Source organism: Paenibacillus sp. FSL R5-0887, from assembly GCF_038002305.1.
Lineage (GTDB): Bacteria > Bacillota > Bacilli > Paenibacillales > Paenibacillaceae > Paenibacillus_AQ > Paenibacillus_AQ odorifer.
In genome coordinates this window covers 318,652-336,903 of record NZ_JBBOCE010000001.1, presented here as the reverse complement: position 1 = coordinate 336,903, position 18,252 = coordinate 318,652, and the positions used below count along the sequence as shown (strand labels likewise).

Genomic DNA, 18,252 nt, shown 5'->3' with positions numbered 1-18,252 from the left:
TGGAGTTTCTATGAGTGAGCTTGTGTTTTCTTTAGGGTATAATCGGTAACGGCCAACCCTCTACTACTACATGATCATTTTTGAAATAATTGCAACTTATACTGTCAATAAGATTCCCCTGCAGGATGATCCCTTTTCCAGCAAGAAGTCGAATACCGTTCGTATTGCCAATCAGCGAATTTGCGATCAATTGAACGTCCTGCGGGTCGCCCGCTCCGATATCATTTGCTTTGCTGTCGCCGGGATCATGCTCAAGGGATACAGCCCAATAATTCGACGCGGTGTTGTTGCGAATGATATTCTCCTTAATGATAGTACCTGGCCCGTTCAAAATCTGAATGCCCTTGGCGTTCTCTATATGCGTTGTATTCTCAATCACATTTCGCTCAATGACTGTATCCGGGGTGCCCATAGTTACATTGATTCCTTCTCTTGTATTACGAATCGTATTGTCATGGATATAGTTACGCGGTCCTGACTTACTGTGATTGCTGGGTGCTGTACCCCCGGTGTTTCCCAGTCCGATCGCCGCGCCGTAGGGAATATCGCTAATCACATTGCCGTATATCTCGTTCAAATATTCGAGTTCTCCATGCAGATCGATGGCATCCAGCTTTGTATTCATAAACTGATTGTTTCGCAGGACATTGTTATGGGCAACAAATTGGATCAGCGCCCCATGCCGCAAATAAGGGCCCACGAAATGGGAGTCCTCCACAACATTCCAAACCGTGTCGTTCTCATACCCGTTGCGATCCTGTTTGGCCATGCCTTGAATCGACACACCATAGCCAGCACCGCCCGGACCTACATCTGTCGCATTTCGGAACGTGCTGCGGCGTACGACAATATCACGGCTGTTGTCGATACGCACACCCATACGTGAATACTTCTCTACAGTAACCCCATCAACCGTGATGTTGTATGACGGAACCTCACCAAAATTTGCGATGATAATCATGCTGTCGGGACCACCGGCGTCCGGGTTGTTCACTTTATGGTCCGTCGTGTAGACACCGTTCCAGGTAGAAGTCAATGTGAGATTAGATATGGACAGATCATGCTGTCCGGATACTTTCATCAGGGCGCTGTTTTTTACCTTATTGAGAGATGTCTTGAGGATGGTTGTTGATTGATCCTCACCGCGAAGGTTTACTCCTGACTTGAGCTTCAAATTGACAAGAGTATCCAATGTTGAGTTCAAATTATAAACCCCAGACGGCAAATAGACCTCATCGCCGGGCTCAGCACTGTTTATGGCAGCTTGAATAGCAATACCGTCATCTGTGTCGTTATCGGCGAGATCAGCATTATAGTCCAGCACGTTCAAGATGCGCCCAGTGGTAGTAGGTGAGGAATGAACCGGATGCACCGTACCCTCAGGTTCGGTTAATCCGGGAGCTGTGAATGGGATCGGTTCCCGGGGGGGATTAGGTGTGTAGTTCGGGATGCTGGCTACAGGTGTATCGCCATTTGCGAACGGCGCATAGATGTTTACCTCCGATAAACTTGTAAACGCGCTGCCATCAGAATTTCCAAGACCCACGATCCGCACATATCTGGCTTCTGTGTCAGGAAGATCAAAAGGTTGCATCTCTATGGTTCTGTACATGCTTGCACCAGTCCATATGGTAGTCCAAGCCAAACCGTCATTTGAAGTTTCGATACTCAATTGAGCCGTACGCGTGTCACCTTTATAAACGGCAATACCTAAATAACTGATCTGCTTCCGTTCGCCTAAATCGTATTGGACCCACGGGCTGTTACCTGCGGCGGACCAACGGGTGAACAAGTTATTATCGATGGTATTCGTTGCGATATTGCCATCGCTGTCGCTGGCTGTCACGTTTGCAATCGCGTAAGGAATGATGGGTTCTGTAAGCGTTGACCGCGTAAAAGAAAGCGGTACGGATGTATTGCCCGACTGATCCACCGCTTCAACCTTAAAGCTGTACGCCGTGCTAGGGCTAAGCCCAACGGCTGTATACGTTGCACCGGTAACATTGGATAACAGGGTGTTATCCCGGTATACGCGATAGGAGCCGATACCTTGATTATCGCTGGCGGCCGGCCATGAAAGTTGAATGAACTCTGTACCTATATTGACAGCTTTCAGAGAACTTCCATCCGGCCAGGAAGGTTTCTCATGGTCGCTTGAAGGTGCAACCGCTTCTTGAACAACAAGCTGTGGACGGGGGTTGCTGTTGCCATTAGCTTCTTTCGAATAGACATTGAGGGAAATTCCAGTGCTTGCCGCATCACCAAGCAGAAAAGCGATATTACCGCCCGATGCGGACAATCTTTCTCTGACAAACTCGGACACATCGATGCTGTAAACCTGTGGAGTTCCTGATTTGTCTGCCGTTACGGTAAATTTCCCACTTAACGAAGCAATGGTCAGATCTGTGACAGGCGCATTGCTCCAAGTCAGCTCCGATTCAGTCCAATTTGTATCCTTTAGGCCGAATAACGAAAGTTCGAGGTCCGCATTGGATGAACCCTTTTTGGCAGCAACATTAAAAATGTACCTGTTTGCAGAATTGCTATATGAAGAGACATCAAATTTAAAATACACATATTTCTTGTTCTCGGCGCCAGAAGAAATACTGAACAATCCATTGCTGCTGCCCGTCGCGCTATTGAAGTTTACAGTGGGCTTGCTGCTGTCGATGACTGCATCGTCGCTCGGTGCCAGACTGGCTAGATCGCGGTATACAACCTCATCATCAGGTGTTGTTGCCATTCGATTCTTTACATATTGATCCATAAAAGCCCAAGCCTCGGCGCTTGCTTGCTCAGCCGCTTCGCCTATAAAACCGTGACCTTGTTTAGGTACAATTTTTACATCGACCACTTTCACGCCTGCATCCTTCAATTGATTGGAGAACGTAATGCTGTCCGTGTATGGGATCGTTGCATCCACATCCCCATGGCGGATGAAAAAAGGCGGATCGTCCGGTGACGCATAAGTGCCAGGCATGGCCAACCTTGCTTGGTCTGGCACAGAGAACGCGTCGTTCCCGCCTAAAAGCGCTTTCACTGATTTATAGCTATTAGCGAAGTTTGTTGTAAAATCCGCTGGACCGTAGAGATCGACAACGGCTTGCACTTGATCAGAATATTGCTGCCAACCGCCATTTCCTGCCAAATCCGGAACATTTACGGTATGTCCTGTATCCAATGTGATTGTCTCGCCTGACTTAATGTTCCCAGTCGTACCGAGCAGTGAGGCCAGATGCCCCCCTGATGACGAACCCCATACACCGATCCGACTCGGGTCCAGATGGTATTCTGCCGCATGCGCGCGCAAGTAACGAATAGCAAGCTTCACATCCTGAATTTGCGCCGGGAATGGCGCTTCCGGGGTTAAGCGGTAATCCAGCGATACTCCGATATATCCTCGCTTGGTTACATAGTTGCAGATACTGGCAAGGGCTTGCTTCCGGTCTCCGTGATTCCAACCTCCGCCATGAATGTATACCATCACTGGCACGGGTGCTTGAGGCAGGATCTTGGGTACGGCAATCGAAGTATAAATCGGCCGCGTTCCAGCATTCCCAATCCGCACATCTTCATACAGCTTAACGCCTTCAGGAACCACAAACGGCTTAGGTTCAGCCGGTGTAGGGATTGGCACCGGTGTCTCTGCGGGTGGTATTCCGGGAATCGCTTGAGCTTTGAGGGCGACACTATCAATGTACATATTCGCGCTCATAAGCTCCCCCACACGAACCCGGATTTTGACGTTCGGGTTGTTGTCAGCTCCGCTGCCCAAGTTTTGGACTTTGAGTTGGTTCGGCTCACTGTTCTTTTGTTCCAGCGTTCCTGGGGGCAGCTTAAATTCCTCCAACGTTGTCCAATTTATCCCTCCGTCACTTGACCATTCTACGATGACGCTTCCTCCGATGTAGGAGGATGCCCGTGTATAATAACTCAATTGAAGATTGCGGTACCCCGTTGAATTCACTGGCAGCGCCAATGCATCCTTGCCATCGATTTTCACCAGATTCGGTACGGACGGGGCCGTGGACGAAACCGAAGTTTTCGCCATACTGTTTCCTTCGCCTTCCTGCAGCCAAGGCCCCGGAATGGCAATACCACCGGTAGATCCAAAATTGTCAGGGTCATCGAAGTTTTCCTCGTAGAGCGTAACATAGTCATCGGTTATTCCGTCTGCATAAACTACAGTAAGCGCTTGCATTTCCAAAGGCGAATATAACAAAGCCAAAGCCAACAGTACTCTAATGCCCACTCGAAAAGCTTTCCTATATAGTCCGTTTCTCAAATGAATTCCTCCCTGTCATGGTATAGGTAATCACAAGCATTATGGAGTTCAAACCTCTTTTGAGGTGCAGCTTATTAATGTCGGGACAAAATCACACCGTCGTTATTGTTATAACGTTCTGTTGCTTCCTTGACGACATCACTTCCCCCTTTCTGCAGCCATTCCTCCACCACCTTCGGATAGTCGGAGATCGGCTTTTTGCCGTATACCATATTGATCACATGCGTCAATATAACAGGCGGCAATTTATCTCCACCTGGAGTGATGTCCGGGTTTTTCTGATAGCCTTTTACTTGCGGTTCAAATTGAATCCCGTCGCGTCCCTCATTCGCAAGTACTGTGTCGTAGAGCTTCATCAAATCTTTTCCTTCGGGTGTGAGACTAAGCGCACCTTTATTGTAGGTAGTATCCTGTACGAACCACAGCAGGATTTGACGGAACGTTTCTTCATCAACTTCATCAGCTGTTTTCGGTCTGTTATAGTTAATATTTCCGTTCTCTACAGTGTAGTTTTCCCCTTCAATTCCGAAGGTAAAAAACTTCTCCGCTTCGTCACTAACCATCCAGTTGAAAAACTTGACGATCCCGGCAGGGTCTTTCGCATTCTTGTTAATTAAATACGCTCGCGGCACCGTACCGACAAGACGAAGTCCCCCCTTACCGTCTGGCCCTGTGGGCGAGGCGATCAGCTTCATTTTACCAGTAGGCACCTGTTCTCTTAGCTGCTGATCCCATTGGATCAACAGGTTCGCATTCATGTTCCAGATGCCCGCCTTGCCTGCAAGAATATCGTTCTTAAATTTCGTGGGATTAATTGTGACGAATTCCTTGTTGATCAGTCCTTCGTCGAACATTGTCTTGTACGTTTGGATCGTCTTTTGCATATTTTCGATATTCATAAATTTCGGGACAATTTGATCCCCTTGTTTCATAAAGAAATTAGCAAAGGTATCGTAAGATCCGAAGAACATATCCGAATATACAAAGTCCTCCCGGCCCATATAAGGATTCTCCACACCCAGCTTCTTAAAAGCACGCATGACATTCAGGAAGTCATCTACTGTTTTAGGCTCTGGCAGCCCTGTTTGTTCCAAAAGATCCGCACGAATCCAAGTTGCCCGGCGTGACGGATTGGACAGCCATTCCGGAATCGCATAGATATTACCTTTCGCATCGGTCTCCTTCTCCCATGCCTCCTTCGGAACTTTCTTGAGAAGATCCTGCCCATACTGCTCAAGCAATTCATTTAGGGGCATGAATACTCCGGCTTCCACGGAACCTGCCAACTGAGGGTTCGTCAGCCCAGAGCTTGCTTGCACGACATCCGGAATGTCGTTGATCGCGAACATTTGAATCATTTGCGAATCAAAATTTTTCTGCTGCATCAAACGGATGTTAAGAACTGTATTTGTAAGGTCCTCCAGCTTTTTGACCCATTTGTCATCATTAATATTCGGATGATTGTCTGCATACGAAATGTTTCCGCTCCGGAACGATATGGAGAAAGCAGTGGTTTTTTCCGGACTCTCCCCTGCTTGTTCTTCTCCCCCCTTATTAGAAGAGGAACATCCATTCATAGAGACGGCTAATAATGAAACTCCCACCATGGTAAGCATCCAACGCTTCATTTCCATCAACTCCCTATTATAAAATTGGGGACACTTCAGTAGAATGACTAGAAGTTCGGAGGGGTTCGATCATGGGCCGCAACAGCTTGGCTAAATGCTCGCTCATTAGCGTGTGTCCATAATCGGAAGGATGAATCAGATCGGAGGTCAGCGAGGTAAGATCGCGCATGACTGATGCGCCATCCAGCAGATGTAGTTGTGGATGTTTATTGCTTTCACAGTAACGAAGCAGCACTTCGTTAAAAACCGCCTCTTGGACATGAAGAAGATGGCCTGTATCAAGAAAATACGTTGCACGATTCGGATAAATCGTAGTAACGAACACAGGTTTGTCAGGATGATTTTTGATAACCCGGTCCAGCATGTAAGACACTCTACGCTTGAATTCCTCGGGAGACACTACAGCACGCATATTGACACCAAGTTCCAGAAACAGAAAATTCCAATCCTCACGTTCAGCCAGATGATCGGCAACTACGTCCTCGCAATAACAAGATCCGCTAAGCGCAAGATTTAGCACATCCACACCAAGTCTGCGCGCTGTCTGCTGTAAGTAACCATTGAAATGATGCGTGGATCCCGCGCTCTGGCTGATGGAAGATCCATAGGCGAGCATCGTAAGCTTCGGTACCTCTTCCGGTCTAGGCGCACGTACTTCACAACCAAAAGCATCCACATCGTAGAAAACAGCTCCGAAACGATCAAAATGCAAACGCCATACGTTAGAGGAAAATCCAGACTGATTCAGCCGCTTACTTGATACCTCTGTAAAACGTTCCGGCTCCTCCAAGTGCAGAGTGGTTACCGTACCCGCCTGCAGAAAATGCTGAGAATGAAAAAAATCCCCTCTGCATACCACAACGCGGCCGTTACTATCATTCGATCCGACAGTGACCCTAACATGCTTGGATTCGGTGACAAACCGCAATTCGCAGCCGTTCGATTGTATAGCTTTGGTTCTTCCTTTCTCTGACAAGCCATTGCGCACATGCTGTGGAAAACGCTGGAGATGCAATCCAGATTGATAGGGTTTATGAACCAGCTCCGAAACATTGTGAAAATAAACGCCTTCCTTTTCCATCTTTGCAGCTACACCACCTTAATAAAATCGAGTTCGCGTTAACTCATATCTGACTTCTATTGCATCATATAATAACAACAAAAGCATAGTCAACAAGTTTTTATGTTTATTATGAGTCATATATGAGTCAACTCTTGTGCGACAAACAAATACTTCAACATAACAAAAAGCACAGATTCAGAATTGAACCTGTGCCGGGATTTTCACATAAACTTTCAGTCCTCAAGAGTGCTGAGTCTCCTGATTTACCGCATTCAATATTTCCTCAAGCCTGCGGCATAACTCGTCGTTGTCCAGTAGACCTGAAACAAACATCATGATATCACGTTGAATCTCTTTCAACTGGAGGTTGCTCAAACCCAGCTCTGTAACCAGACGATAGGTAGGGAAGATCTCACGATAAAGCTGAAAACGGGCCGGACGATAACCCACTTCCTCACCTTCCCAATCCATCACCAAACGGTTGGCTGCAATATTCAGCGTCTTGCGCCTAATGATCAGTTGCGCCTCGTGTGAGGTGAGAAAATCAACGAGTAGCATGGATGCATCCTTGTTCTGTGATTTGCTGTTAACCGCCAGTCCATTTATAATCAGCAGCGTATCAGCATTTTGCAGCCGCGGCAATGGAGCAATATCGAATGCCAAATCGGATTGACGCAATTGATTCAAGAAGTAATAGGTCGTCATTATCATGGACACTTTGCCTTGCAAGAACAAGGCTTCCGCATCCGCATCGCTCTCGGACAATACGGCTGGAAATACATCTTTCATGCCTATCAGCTTTCGGATGGTTCCTAAACTGTCGAGTAGCTTTGAGCCGCTGAACCGGTATTTCCCTTCGTCATCCTGTTCTGCCGCAAACGTTGTGCCGCTTTGAAGCAGGAACAACGGCCACCGGTTACGAGAAGGCAAATAAAAATAAAAACCGTACCAGTCATGACCTTCTGCTACCTTTCGACCATTAGCGAACAAATCGTCCCAGGTCCAGCTACTGTCGGGTGGTGATACGCCGGCTTCCTTAAAATGCTGTTTATTATAACAAAGCACGACTGGAGAATAAATGAAGGGGCGAACGCGATTACGGTCACCATACCGGAACGGGTCGGAAAGAAAACGATACGTGTCCGGCTGTTCCTCCATCGGCTCCAGCAGCTCCGTGCAGCCTTGCTCCAAAAAATCCTGATAATTGTTATTATTCATCAGTACGACATCCATGATTTCCGACTGCAAATATTCCTTCAAAGATGTCGAGTAGTTTCCTGAAGACAACTCGAGCGGCTGAACGTCGATATGCGGATAGCGTTTGCCGAACTCATTCAGTAGCTCTTGCATCTCTACAAGCTTGGGGATGGTGTTCACATATCCGAACTTGATCGTCGTTCTGCCTTCCTCTACCGGAGGAATTACCCGATTGCCAACACGCGGAATTTTCTCAATTAATCCTTCATCCACCAGCACCTTAAGCCCGTTGCGCACAGAAGCGTTACTAAGTCCGAAGCGCACCTCTAAGTCACTTTCTGAAGGAAGATAACTGCCGATCGCTATACTTCCCGAATGAATTTCATGTCGCAAGGTTTGAATCATTTCCTCTAGCCTGATACGGAAAAATTTTCTGCTATTCCTTTTCTGCATTGGGTTTCCTCGCCATCTTCCGATTAATCGAGCCCATAGGGACAAGTTTATATAGTATTCATCATACTGAAATCCTTTGGGAACGACAAGTATCGGAGTCTGGCCCCATATAGCGTATGTTCTGCACCCACGGTGTCATACAGAGCGGTCAATACACCGTAATCCTCTTAATACCCCATATAACTCTCCAAACCGGCTGGATCTATAATGAGCATTTGCTTGTTTCCGATTAGCTCAATAAGACCTGAATCTTCAAACCTTGAGAATTTTCTGCTAATAGTTTCGCGGGTGACCCCAACATAACTGGCCAGCTCTTCACGAGACAACGGAAGGTCAATATGAATATGAGTGCCACGCTGCTTACCATATTTGTCGCTGAGTTCCATGATCATATAAGCAATTCGTATTTCGGGATCTTTGGTCGCCAGGCTTTGCGCCAGATTTTCCGTATGGGCTAGTCTTTTGGTCACACTCTTCAGTAGTCTGAGCGAAATATCCGGATTATCCCTCATCAGCTGCTCCATATCCGTTCGGGTCAGCATGCAAATGTTAGTGTCTTTCAGAGCATAAGCACTGAAGTTACTCAGCTCATCGCTGTTAAAAATGCTCAGTTCCCCGAAAAAGTCTCCATTCGTCAAGATGTGCAAAATTTGTTCCTTGCCCTCAGGAGTTGTTTTGGATAATTTAACATGCCCTCGCTGAATAATGTACAGCGTATCTGACGGCGCCCCTTCCAGAATTAAAGGTTGACCTTTAGTAAACTTACGATGCTTGATCATAGCGCTGATCCGGGAGAGATCGTCATCGCTTAACGCAGCAAAAATAGGCACCTTGCGGGTACAAGGTTCAGCAGCGTATTGGCAAGAATACTCCTTCATAACTGTCCCCCCTGTTGTTCATTTTTTTGTACAACTCCTACTTTCCTTTAGGATACAGAAGTTTTTTTATCTTCAACCGGCGCAAAATGACTGGTATCTTCACCGCATACCGGACAGACCCAATCTTCAGGCAAATCTTCAAATGCAGTGCCTGCAACAACATCCTCATCGGGATCGCCTAATGCCGGATCATAGATATAACCACAGGGTAGACAAATGTATTTTTTCATCTTTATCATCTCCTAAAAAGTTAATAGTTTAGTTCAACCTGGTTTGTACTTCAGCCATAATCTCCTCGATGCTACTCCCGTTAACATCGATCCCCTCAAGGGAGATGCCATACTCTACAGCGGTTTTATACCCAAGAGAAGCAGCTGCACCTTGCCAGGATATCGCACCGATCATTGTGTTATCTTTCACATAGATACGCGTATACGCCCCATTGTCATCTCCGCTTACCGCCGTATCGCAACACTGTTCATCCACGTTGCCTATCGAAAATAAAGAGATACCAAAGGCGGTAAACAAGGTAACCGGAACAGCTCTACGATACGCCGTCAGATTGGCGACCATATTACTGCCGGCAATCCTGCCCTGCTCAATCGCTCCGCCCCACAGTCCTTCCACATACCCGTTAATTTCAGCCACATCTCCGGCTGCATACACATGCGGATCATTTGTTTGCATTTGTTCATTTACGATAATGCCCTGCCGGACTTGAATATTCGAGCCACTTACCAGTTTCGTATTCGGTACAATACCAATAGAGTAGACTACATGGTCACAGGAAAAATGAGATTGGTCGTGCAGCGTAATTCCGGTAACATACTCAGTTCCTGTTATAGACGCTACATCAGCTCGAAGAATAACCTTCACACCTGCTTGTTCAAGGTTCTCTTTAAGGAGCTGTGAGGATTTCTCATCAAGCTGTCTGCCCATCAACCGGTGAAAAGCTTCGATCACCGTTACCTGATATCCAGCTTCATGCAGCGCCCAAGCGGTTTCGATTCCCTGCACTCCCCCACCGATTACGGCTACATGGCTGCCATCCTGCAGGTTTTCTTTCAATCTGTCCGCGTCGTTCATATCCCGGAGGGTATGAACATTGTTCAGGGCGAAGCCCTCAAGGGAGATTGCACGATTCTTCGCTCCCATACACAATAAAAGCTTATGATAAGAAACACTCTGCCCATCTTCTGTCACAACTATTTGCCGGTCCGGGTGGACAGAACGGATTCGGGTCGAGGTTTTTACGGAGATACGGTTATCGCGGTACCATTTTTCCTTTTTAATCAGCACCTTCTCACTGTGCAGGTCGGTAAACAGCCCTTTGGTCAGCTTAATCCGGTTATAGGGCAGTTGACTTTCCTCCCCGAGGATCGAAATTTCCGATTCTGCGTCTTGATCACGGATGGCTTTGGCGGCATGGACGGCGGCTACTCCTCCGCCAACAATAACGTAATGTTTTGTCATCCTATGTTCCTCCTCCCTAAAATGAACTCAGCAGCAAATCCGAAACAAATTCAGCCGCATTTTTAATTTTTTGAACTTTCTCAGGCTCTTTCGGGGAAAATCTGATTCGTACAGGGAACTCTACATGTGTCATCCCCGTGGTTTTAATAACCTCAGATGTGCTTTGCACCGTCATGTTTGTTCCATTCAGATAATCCTGAATGACTTCAATGGCTTCACCACTCCAGCCGTAGGAGCCAAAGGCTGCAGCAAGTTTACCTTCCAGATTCATATTGTGCAATTCTTTCAGAATGTTCTCCAGGTTCCCAATCATGTCCGCGTATTTAGTGGAGCTGCCAATAAAGACCGCGTCCGCTGACGTTATGCTGTTCAGAATATCAGTGGCACTACTTTTATCTGCATCCCAGACCTCTGTCTCTATATTATTTTCCTGCAAGCAATCCTGTATGATTTTGGCCATCTTCTTGGTACTGTTTTTGATGGTGGTATATACGATGGTTGCCTTTTTTCCTTGCGTCGTTTCACGGCTCAATGTGGCGTACATCCCGATATATTTACGTATGTCCTTCCGGATCACAAATCCATGGGAAGGAGCGATCATCCGGATCTCAAGATCCTTAACAGCCTCTAACAGGGTTCTTACATATCTTCTGTGAGGATGAATAATTGCTGCGTAATAGCCCTCGAAATCTTCCGTAATATCAAACCCGGCTTCATCGCTGAATAGATTCTCCACCGCAACATGCGTGCTGAAAATATCACAAGGAAATAAGATTTGATCTTCGATACAATAGGTGATCATCGTTTCTGCGGTATGGAGATACGGTGTTTCTTTAAACAGCAGCATTTTCCCGCCAATATCCAGCTTATCTCCGTCTTTAACCACCAGGAAGTTCCGGCTATGAAGCTTGTACATTTCCTGCAATTCGGGAACAGCAATCTCGGTGCATACGATCGTGGCATTTGCAGCCTTGGCAGCGAGAGCTGCCAGTCCACCAGAGTGATCAGGCTCTGTATGATTAATTACAATGTAATGGATATCTAGAAGATCAATCATTTCACCCAGACACTCGGCATATTCACGTCCGAATTCCATGTCTACGGTATCAATGACAGTTGGCTTACCTGTTTTTAATAAATAAGAATTATAGGTAGTTCCTTTTGCCAGAATCAGGCGGTGAAATGGAACCTGGCGGTTATCGATTTTGCCTATCCAGTAAGTATCCTCGGCGATTTTTTTGAATTGTGTACTCATTTCTTTAACCTCCAATGTTTGATTGATAATGTTTATCAACAACCTTATTTTATTATGGCTGCCAAACAAAAAAGAGGATTTGAATCAAATTATAAAAGTTTGAAAAAAATGAATACCTTAAATTTAGACGATCTAAATAAAGTGATTATGCGTTGAGTCACATTTTAAATAAAAAGCCACACAAATGTTTGCACTTCGCCTTAAAGAAAGAATAACCCATAACAACTTTATGCCATATCCTAATGAAAATAATAAAAAGGTGGATATCCATGACTGAAATACAAATAGCTGCTGTGGGAGATCTAATGGTCAAACGTTATATTATTTCGGATGCTAAACAGCCTGACGGAACCTATTCGTTCAGCCCCCTGTTTGCAAAAGTAGCTCCTTATCTGAAACAGGCTGATTTGACGATTGGCAATCTCGAAACCACCTTTGCTGGAAGCGGCCCCGAATGCCGGAAAAGCCCCCGATCAGGCGGTCCGATATTCAAATGTCCAGACGAACTGGCCCCTGCACTTAAGGAAGCCGGATTCGACGTATTAGTAACGGCCAACAATCATTGCATGGATTATGGTGCCCCGGGTCTGGTTCGGACGTTACGAGTTCTGGACCGTAATGGAATCGACCACACGGGAACAGCTAAATCATTAGAAGAATCCAAGAGAACGCTTATTAAAAACGTCAAAGGAATTACGATTGGCATCCTCTCCTACACAGCAGGAACTAACCGAATTCCTGTACCAGTGAGTAAGCCATGGCTGGTTAATCGGATATCTACGCCCAAGATCATTCGGGAGATTCGAGATTTAAAAAAGAAAGTCGATCTAGTCTTGCTTTATCTGCATTTCGGAAGCGAATATCGTTACACTCCAAACAAGAGGCAAAAAGAGCTGGTCAATCTCTTTTTTAAAAATGGCGCCGACATCATACTGGGGTCTCACCCACATGTTCTTCAACCGTTAGCACTTCGTGGAAAAAAACAATTCGTTATTTACTCATTGGGGAATTTTGTTTCGACTAAACTAATGAATATTCCTTATACACAAAGCGGTATCATTCTTACGCTTAAAATAAAGAAGGATGAAAAAGGACACACGAGTATAACTAACGTAGGTTACATCCCGACTTGTGTAGATCGAAGAATAAAAAGCGGCAGGAAAATTACAGAGATCATCCCCATCCGCGACGCATTAAAGAGAAGCGACACCGACATAAAAACAGAGCGGCGAAATCTCATGAATCGAATGTTGAAACATACGACAACAATCTTAAAGAGGGAATAGAGTCGTTACAGAAAAATAACGTTCCGCGGAATTTACCGCGGAACGTTATAGATTTAGACCTCAAAACTGTGTTTGAGTTTAGCGTAAACGATCAGGCATCATTAATTTAAGGAATTCTAGAATACCATTCTCTACTACGAGTTCTTCTCTATCTTGATCAGCAAGTACTCTTCTGATGAGATCTTCTTTACCCTCCAGTACTTTACTTGTCCAATGAGGATCAATGATAAGAGACCGTCCTACTGCTACTAATTCAGCATTTGTCAACGTGTCCTCTGCGTCCTGTTTGGTACGGATATCTCCTACCCCAATTAAAGGTATACGGCCATTGATTTTCTCATTTACATATTGCAGGATTGATTTTTCTTTAAAATCTTCTGATGCAGATACTTTCTTGAAGTCCCCTAATGAAATATGCAGATAATCCAGCCTTTTATCAGCTAATTTATCAATGAGATAAAAGGTATCGGTGATTTTAATTCCAGGCTCTTCATATTCTTCTGGAGAAAAACGATACCCGACAATAAAATCCTTAACCTCTGAATTGTCAACGACAGCAATAACTGCATCCACTAATTGGTTAATGAAATTAAATCTTTTCTCTAAGCTTCCTCCCCATTGATCTTCACGACGGTTGGAGTGTGGAGAGAAGAATTGTTGGATTAAATATGTGTTTGCTCCATGAATTTCTACCCCGTCAAATCCAGCTTGAATAGCACGTTGAGTCGCTTTTTTAAAATCCTCAATTACACCGAAAATTTCATCTTCTGTTAATGCTCTTGGAATTTCTGCATTCGGGCGTTCGGCAGCAATGGCGCTGGAGGAAACGGGTTGTACGCCACGCAATATTTTTGAATCTGTCATTCTTCCTGCATGGAATAGCTGTAAAATAGCTTTTGTTCCATTTCGTTTAATAGTAGATGCTAATCGGCTAAGGCTAGGAATAAATTCATCGGAGGAAACACTAAGTTCACCTTCCCATCCTTTTCCACCCTCTTGTACATTTGCTGCCGCAGTGATGACCGCACCTACTTCGCCCGTTCTTAGCGAATAGTATTTCAATTCATCTTGTGTTACTACACCGTCATAAAAGCTCATTCGCGTGGTCATTGGAGCCATAACCACTCGGTTTTTTAATGTCAGCCCTCTGCGAAAAGTTAATGCTGTGTCTAGTGCTATCATCTTTTTCCCAACTTTCATTAAATTATATTTAGATAAATTATTATATACATGCGCATACATATAAATTACAGCAATGATTTATTCTTGTCAACTAATAAAGAACTGCTGTTGGATACAACAAAAAGCGCTGTTCCGCTGAACAGCGCTTTTCGCTCGTTATGAATCGTCCTTATTATTCTAGTTCGGCCGGTTTTACAATGGCTGCACCTTTATTATTTTTGGAATATTTAGCTTCGATTTTCGTGGTGTATGTATCTTTAGCTCCGTCACTTACCAGCACATAACTCAGATCGACTGTCAGCTTTTCCGTTTGCCAGGTCTTAGTATTGACGAATAATTTCCACGTTACACTTTTGGGTTGAACTGTCTCACCATCCCAGAGGTTCTCCTGGTCATAGAGTTTGATTATCCCCTTAGCTGCTGTCGGATCGGTTACCGTGAATTGTAAGACTGTTTGTGCGCCAGCAGTGCTGACTTTCATGGATTTTTTATAACTTTTGACCGAATCAAGCATGGAAACAGGATCGTATTGGCCTTTAGAGTAAAAGGCATCCCATTCCGTTTTCTCCAGTCCAAGCCAATATTGTGCATCAGGATCGATTGGCTCCCCGTCATCGTCGTAACCTTCATCTTCAGATTCATCGATCAGTTCACTTCCGTCTACAAGATAGTAAAACTCCTTGTCATTGGCATATAGACTGTACGATGTTTCTAAAAGACTACTAGCGACAGTGCCTGCTGCGGCAAAATTCGGCAGACGGTTGATATCCAGCTTCAGAGTGTTGGTGTTGCTGATACGCACCCCGCCGCTTTGAATATCCTGTTTTTTGGTCACATCCAGATGGAAATTCTTTATTGCTTTGGAGGCTGCCGTTACTTTGCTGATCATCTGATCCGCGGTTACTACTGTTGAGGTAGCTGCAGACACTACTCCTGGATTAGACATCCATCCGATCGTTCCGGACAGCAATAAAGCACCTACTGCCAAACTAGTACCTATTGTTTTGAAAAAACTGTTCATGTACTTCCCCTTTCGGCCCCTTGCGATAATGTAACGCCGTATAGGTCGAAATAATAAAAGAGCTCAAAATAGACTACATATTTTTAGAGCTATCCTTTATGCTTCATAAGACATCCCTATGGCGGCCTGGCGATCATTTCCTTCTGTCGAAAGGCTTTAGACCCATGGCTTTGTGTCATCATCTTTCGATGATTTTACCTTTAACGCGGACATTCAATTAGTTTTAATTAGATTACGGACGCATGTCCCACCGCTAATTTTATCATGGTTATAATTACCTGTAAACGACTTATCTTCCATTCGAATTCGCTATGATATTCAGAAGAAATACTACAATCAAAATGAAAAATGAACGATTACATACGCTTATAAGTCTTATTAATGAGAACAGCAAAGACAGGGGGTGCAGCAAAATGAGTGACCGGGAAATTTTCGAGCTCTATAAAGAACAAGTATATTATTTTTGTTACTACTTAATGAAAAATCAGGCAGATGCGGAGGATATTTCCCAAGAGGTATTTGTAAAAGTTATCTTAGCGGATAAGTCGAAGGTAAGAAACTTGAAAGCTTGGATTTTACGAATTGCTTCGAATGAGTGCAACAGTGTGATCAAAAGGCGTAAGACGGGGTGGATGAAAGAAGTACGTAATTATTTACTATCCAGGTCTGAGGAATCAAACCCTGTAGAAAAACGTTTGGATCGACAGGAAACTAAAAAAGAATTACAAGGGTTATACAGTCAGCTTCCCGACAAAATCAGAATGGTAGTAGTCCTTCGTTTTATAAACGAATTGACTGTACCCGAGATCTCTAAAGTTATGAGCATACCCGAAGGAACTGTAAAATCCAGACTGAACAAGGGACTTAAAATACTAAATAGAATGGGTGGAACCCAACTAAAGGAGCTGAATAGTAATGAGTCTGTATATTGAAAAAGATAAACATATTCCCCGACCGGATTATGATTTGATGTGGACTGCCATAGAACAAGAAGCTTATAAACGTCAAAGAAATCTGCATGCCTCCCAGAATACTCCTAGGTCTAATAAAAAGGTTATTCCTATCAGTATTGTCTTCTCTTGCCTCTTACTTGTAGCCATTCCTGTATTCGCTAGTATGACGATTAATTGGGATAAAATTGGTGGTCGAAGTGTGAGCAATGCATTAAATAACGGCATCGGTCAACAGTATAATCTTCAAACTTCCAGTTCAGGAGTAACAATGAATTTGAACGGTGTTGTAACTGATGGAGAAAAAATGAAAATGCTGTTATCACTTGATACTAAATCTGATCTATCCAAATATACTGGATTTGCTACAGAGGAAAACATCATGACTAATGAATCCGGTGCCAAGGCAAAGGTATACGGTTATTTAGAATACGATCCTGAAAGCCAGAAACTCATTGGAGTATATGAGACACCTGATACATTAAAGGATGATAAAAAGGACTACAGGTTTGAAGCACGGAATCTCATTTTTTACCGTGATCAGAATATTCCCTTACAATCTAATCATCAAGCAGGGGATACTATCGATACTGGAGTTAAGCAATATCCAAGCATTCAAATCGAATCCGTTCGACATGTTTCCAATCAAACCATTATCCGTTACAAAGTCGCTGCATCACCATCTGACTTAGGACGGGGTAATCCACATTTGGTAGTTAGTACTGGTGGTCAAAAGAATGAAGCAATTCCAACCATCATGCCTAACGAAGGATCGGATTTATTTATTGAACAGGTTTTCAATATAACTGAATCAGATTGGAAGGAAGCTAGTCTTCATTTTAGTTACATTGAAGAAGCGAAACGATTTTCAGGTACGTGGAAGTTCGATTTTAAAGCAGATGGACAAAAAGCAAGTGAGGCGATTTACACTAAGAAACTGTATAACAGTCCTGAATTTCAAGAAAAGACCGGCATAACCTTAGATCAGCTAGTGGTTACCCCTTTGGATATCCAAATTCTAATAGATGAAAATGATTCGCTTAAAAAAGGAATTGTCCACTATAATACCGCTCAGTTGGTTATAGGTGATCAAACAATCACTGGGGGTTGGAATTTGAAAGGAGATCATTCCGAAAGCTACCAGCATTTATTTCAATTCGAATCTCCGGAATGGTATAACGACTGGTCCGATGTTCCAATGAAACTTATATTAAAGGATGCTGTCATTGAGAAACGTGATACTACTAAGAATTGGATCACTATAAACAAACCTAAAGAAGAAAAGCAGTTCACTTCACTTGATGTCGATGGGTTAAAAATTGAATTCACTTACTATACTGAGGGCGAAAATTTGATTGTCGAATCAACATCCAAATCTTCTGGCTTCAAAAGCGTTAACCAAACTACGTTACGGATTAATGGCAAAGAAGTGGTGCCTGAAATTACACCTAAGGGCATGATATCTACAGGAACTAATATTGATAGCTACAAAGATATCCCTTTCGACGAAAAAATCGAACTGAACCCTGGTATCTATAAATATAGCGATCCTAGCCGGAACGAGGAAATTAAACTTTAATA

General features: G+C 44.2%; 13 protein-coding genes and 1 riboswitch. Of the genes, 3 read left to right on the top strand and 10 right to left on the bottom strand.

The annotated features are described in order from the left end of the window. Positions 1 to 31 precede the first annotated feature (31 nt). From MKY14_RS01480 to MKY14_RS01445, 8 genes are all read right to left on the bottom strand, one after another. Entirely contained in the window at positions 32 to 4,285 is a 4,254-nt protein-coding gene (locus MKY14_RS01480) for an alpha/beta hydrolase fold domain-containing protein (RefSeq protein ID WP_340975611.1), read from the bottom strand. A gap of 74 nt (positions 4,286 to 4,359) precedes the next feature. After that, entirely contained in the window at positions 4,360 to 5,913 is a 1,554-nt protein-coding gene (locus tag MKY14_RS01475) for an extracellular solute-binding protein (RefSeq protein WP_339281920.1), read from the bottom strand. Positions 5,914 to 5,929: 16 nt separating this feature from the next. Further along, positions 5,930 to 6,994, bottom strand: a complete 1,065-nt coding sequence (locus MKY14_RS01470; protein ID WP_339173000.1) for an SGNH/GDSL hydrolase family protein — start codon at positions 6,992 to 6,994, stop codon at positions 5,930 to 5,932. 222 nt (positions 6,995 to 7,216) lie between these two features. Then, the gene (locus MKY14_RS01465; protein WP_340975609.1) at positions 7,217 to 8,626 is read right to left on the bottom strand and encodes an extracellular solute-binding protein; all 1,410 of its coding nucleotides are present in this window, start codon (positions 8,624 to 8,626) and stop codon (positions 7,217 to 7,219) included. 167 nt (positions 8,627 to 8,793) lie between these two features. Continuing rightward, positions 8,794 to 9,504: a Crp/Fnr family transcriptional regulator gene (locus MKY14_RS01460; RefSeq protein ID WP_051491610.1), complete on the bottom strand. Its 711-nt coding sequence runs from the start codon at positions 9,502 to 9,504 to the stop codon at positions 8,794 to 8,796. Positions 9,505 to 9,551: 47 nt separating this feature from the next. After that, positions 9,552 to 9,734 carry a rubredoxin gene (rd, locus tag MKY14_RS01455; protein ID WP_076130123.1) on the bottom strand — a complete coding sequence of 61 codons (183 nt, stop codon included), beginning with the start codon at positions 9,732 to 9,734 and terminating at the stop codon, positions 9,552 to 9,554. Between the two features lie 28 nt (positions 9,735 to 9,762). Continuing rightward, positions 9,763 to 10,977, bottom strand: a complete 1,215-nt coding sequence (locus MKY14_RS01450; RefSeq protein WP_340975608.1) for an NAD(P)/FAD-dependent oxidoreductase — start codon at positions 10,975 to 10,977, stop codon at positions 9,763 to 9,765. A 16-nt stretch (positions 10,978 to 10,993) separates the two neighbouring features. Next, positions 10,994 to 12,232, bottom strand: a complete 1,239-nt coding sequence (locus tag MKY14_RS01445; protein ID WP_076186686.1) for an FprA family A-type flavoprotein — start codon at positions 12,230 to 12,232, stop codon at positions 10,994 to 10,996. A gap of 269 nt (positions 12,233 to 12,501) precedes the next feature. Here MKY14_RS01445 and MKY14_RS01440 point away from each other — a divergent pair, with 269 nt between their 5' ends. Continuing rightward, the gene (locus MKY14_RS01440; RefSeq protein ID WP_076130122.1) at positions 12,502 to 13,518 is read left to right on the top strand and encodes a CapA family protein; all 1,017 of its coding nucleotides are present in this window, start codon (positions 12,502 to 12,504) and stop codon (positions 13,516 to 13,518) included. A gap of 78 nt (positions 13,519 to 13,596) precedes the next feature. Here MKY14_RS01440 and MKY14_RS01435 read toward each other — a convergent pair whose 3' ends face one another. Both MKY14_RS01435 and MKY14_RS01430 read right to left on the bottom strand, forming a co-directional pair. Further along, the gene (locus tag MKY14_RS01435; RefSeq protein WP_340975605.1) at positions 13,597 to 14,760 is read right to left on the bottom strand and encodes an NADH-dependent flavin oxidoreductase; all 1,164 of its coding nucleotides are present in this window, start codon (positions 14,758 to 14,760) and stop codon (positions 13,597 to 13,599) included. A 112-nt stretch (positions 14,761 to 14,872) separates the two neighbouring features. Continuing rightward, on the bottom strand, positions 14,873 to 15,721 hold the full coding sequence (locus MKY14_RS01430; protein ID WP_076186691.1) for a DUF6612 family protein: 849 nt from the start codon (positions 15,719 to 15,721) through the stop codon (positions 14,873 to 14,875). 117 nt (positions 15,722 to 15,838) lie between these two features. Then, positions 15,839 to 15,930: riboswitch (cyclic di-GMP riboswitch) on the bottom strand. Positions 15,931 to 16,134: 204 nt separating this feature from the next. On the opposite strand from MKY14_RS01430, the gene MKY14_RS01425 reads away from it, so the two are divergent. After that, positions 16,135 to 16,653, top strand: a complete 519-nt coding sequence (locus MKY14_RS01425) for an RNA polymerase sigma factor (protein WP_076301217.1) — start codon at positions 16,135 to 16,137, stop codon at positions 16,651 to 16,653. Then, a complete protein-coding gene (locus MKY14_RS01420) occupies positions 16,637 to 18,250 on the top strand; it encodes a DUF4179 domain-containing protein (RefSeq protein WP_339172984.1) in 1,614 nt (537 codons plus the stop codon). The genes MKY14_RS01425 and MKY14_RS01420 overlap by 17 nt, the downstream gene beginning before the upstream one ends. Positions 18,251 to 18,252 lie beyond the last annotated feature (2 nt).

What these genes read in the sequence shown, in the direction of transcription:
- MKY14_RS01420 (WP_339172984.1), top strand. Translation starts at nt 16,637, where the DNA reads ATGAGTCTGTATATTGAAAAAGATAAACATATTCCCCGACCGGATTAT.
- MKY14_RS01425 (WP_076301217.1), top strand. Translation starts at nt 16,135, where the DNA reads ATGAGTGACCGGGAAATTTTCGAGCTCTATAAAGAACAAGTATATTAT.
- MKY14_RS01445 (WP_076186686.1), bottom strand. Translation starts at nt 12,232, where the DNA reads ATGAGTACACAATTCAAAAAAATCGCCGAGGATACTTACTGGATAGGC.
- MKY14_RS01440 (WP_076130122.1), top strand. Translation starts at nt 12,502, where the DNA reads ATGACTGAAATACAAATAGCTGCTGTGGGAGATCTAATGGTCAAACGT.
- MKY14_RS01430 (WP_076186691.1), bottom strand. Translation starts at nt 15,721, where the DNA reads ATGAACAGTTTTTTCAAAACAATAGGTACTAGTTTGGCAGTAGGTGCT.
- MKY14_RS01465 (WP_340975609.1), bottom strand. Translation starts at nt 8,626, where the DNA reads ATGCAGAAAAGGAATAGCAGAAAATTTTTCCGTATCAGGCTAGAGGAA.
- MKY14_RS01435 (WP_340975605.1), bottom strand. Translation starts at nt 14,760, where the DNA reads ATGTATGCGCATGTATATAATAATTTATCTAAATATAATTTAATGAAA.
- MKY14_RS01450 (WP_340975608.1), bottom strand. Translation starts at nt 10,977, where the DNA reads ATGACAAAACATTACGTTATTGTTGGCGGAGGAGTAGCCGCCGTCCAT.
- MKY14_RS01470 (WP_339173000.1), bottom strand. Translation starts at nt 6,994, where the DNA reads ATGGAAAAGGAAGGCGTTTATTTTCACAATGTTTCGGAGCTGGTTCAT.
- rd (WP_076130123.1), bottom strand. Translation starts at nt 9,734, where the DNA reads ATGAAAAAATACATTTGTCTACCCTGTGGTTATATCTATGATCCGGCA.
- MKY14_RS01475 (WP_339281920.1), bottom strand. Translation starts at nt 5,913, where the DNA reads ATGAAGCGTTGGATGCTTACCATGGTGGGAGTTTCATTATTAGCCGTC.
- MKY14_RS01460 (WP_051491610.1), bottom strand. Translation starts at nt 9,504, where the DNA reads ATGAAGGAGTATTCTTGCCAATACGCTGCTGAACCTTGTACCCGCAAG.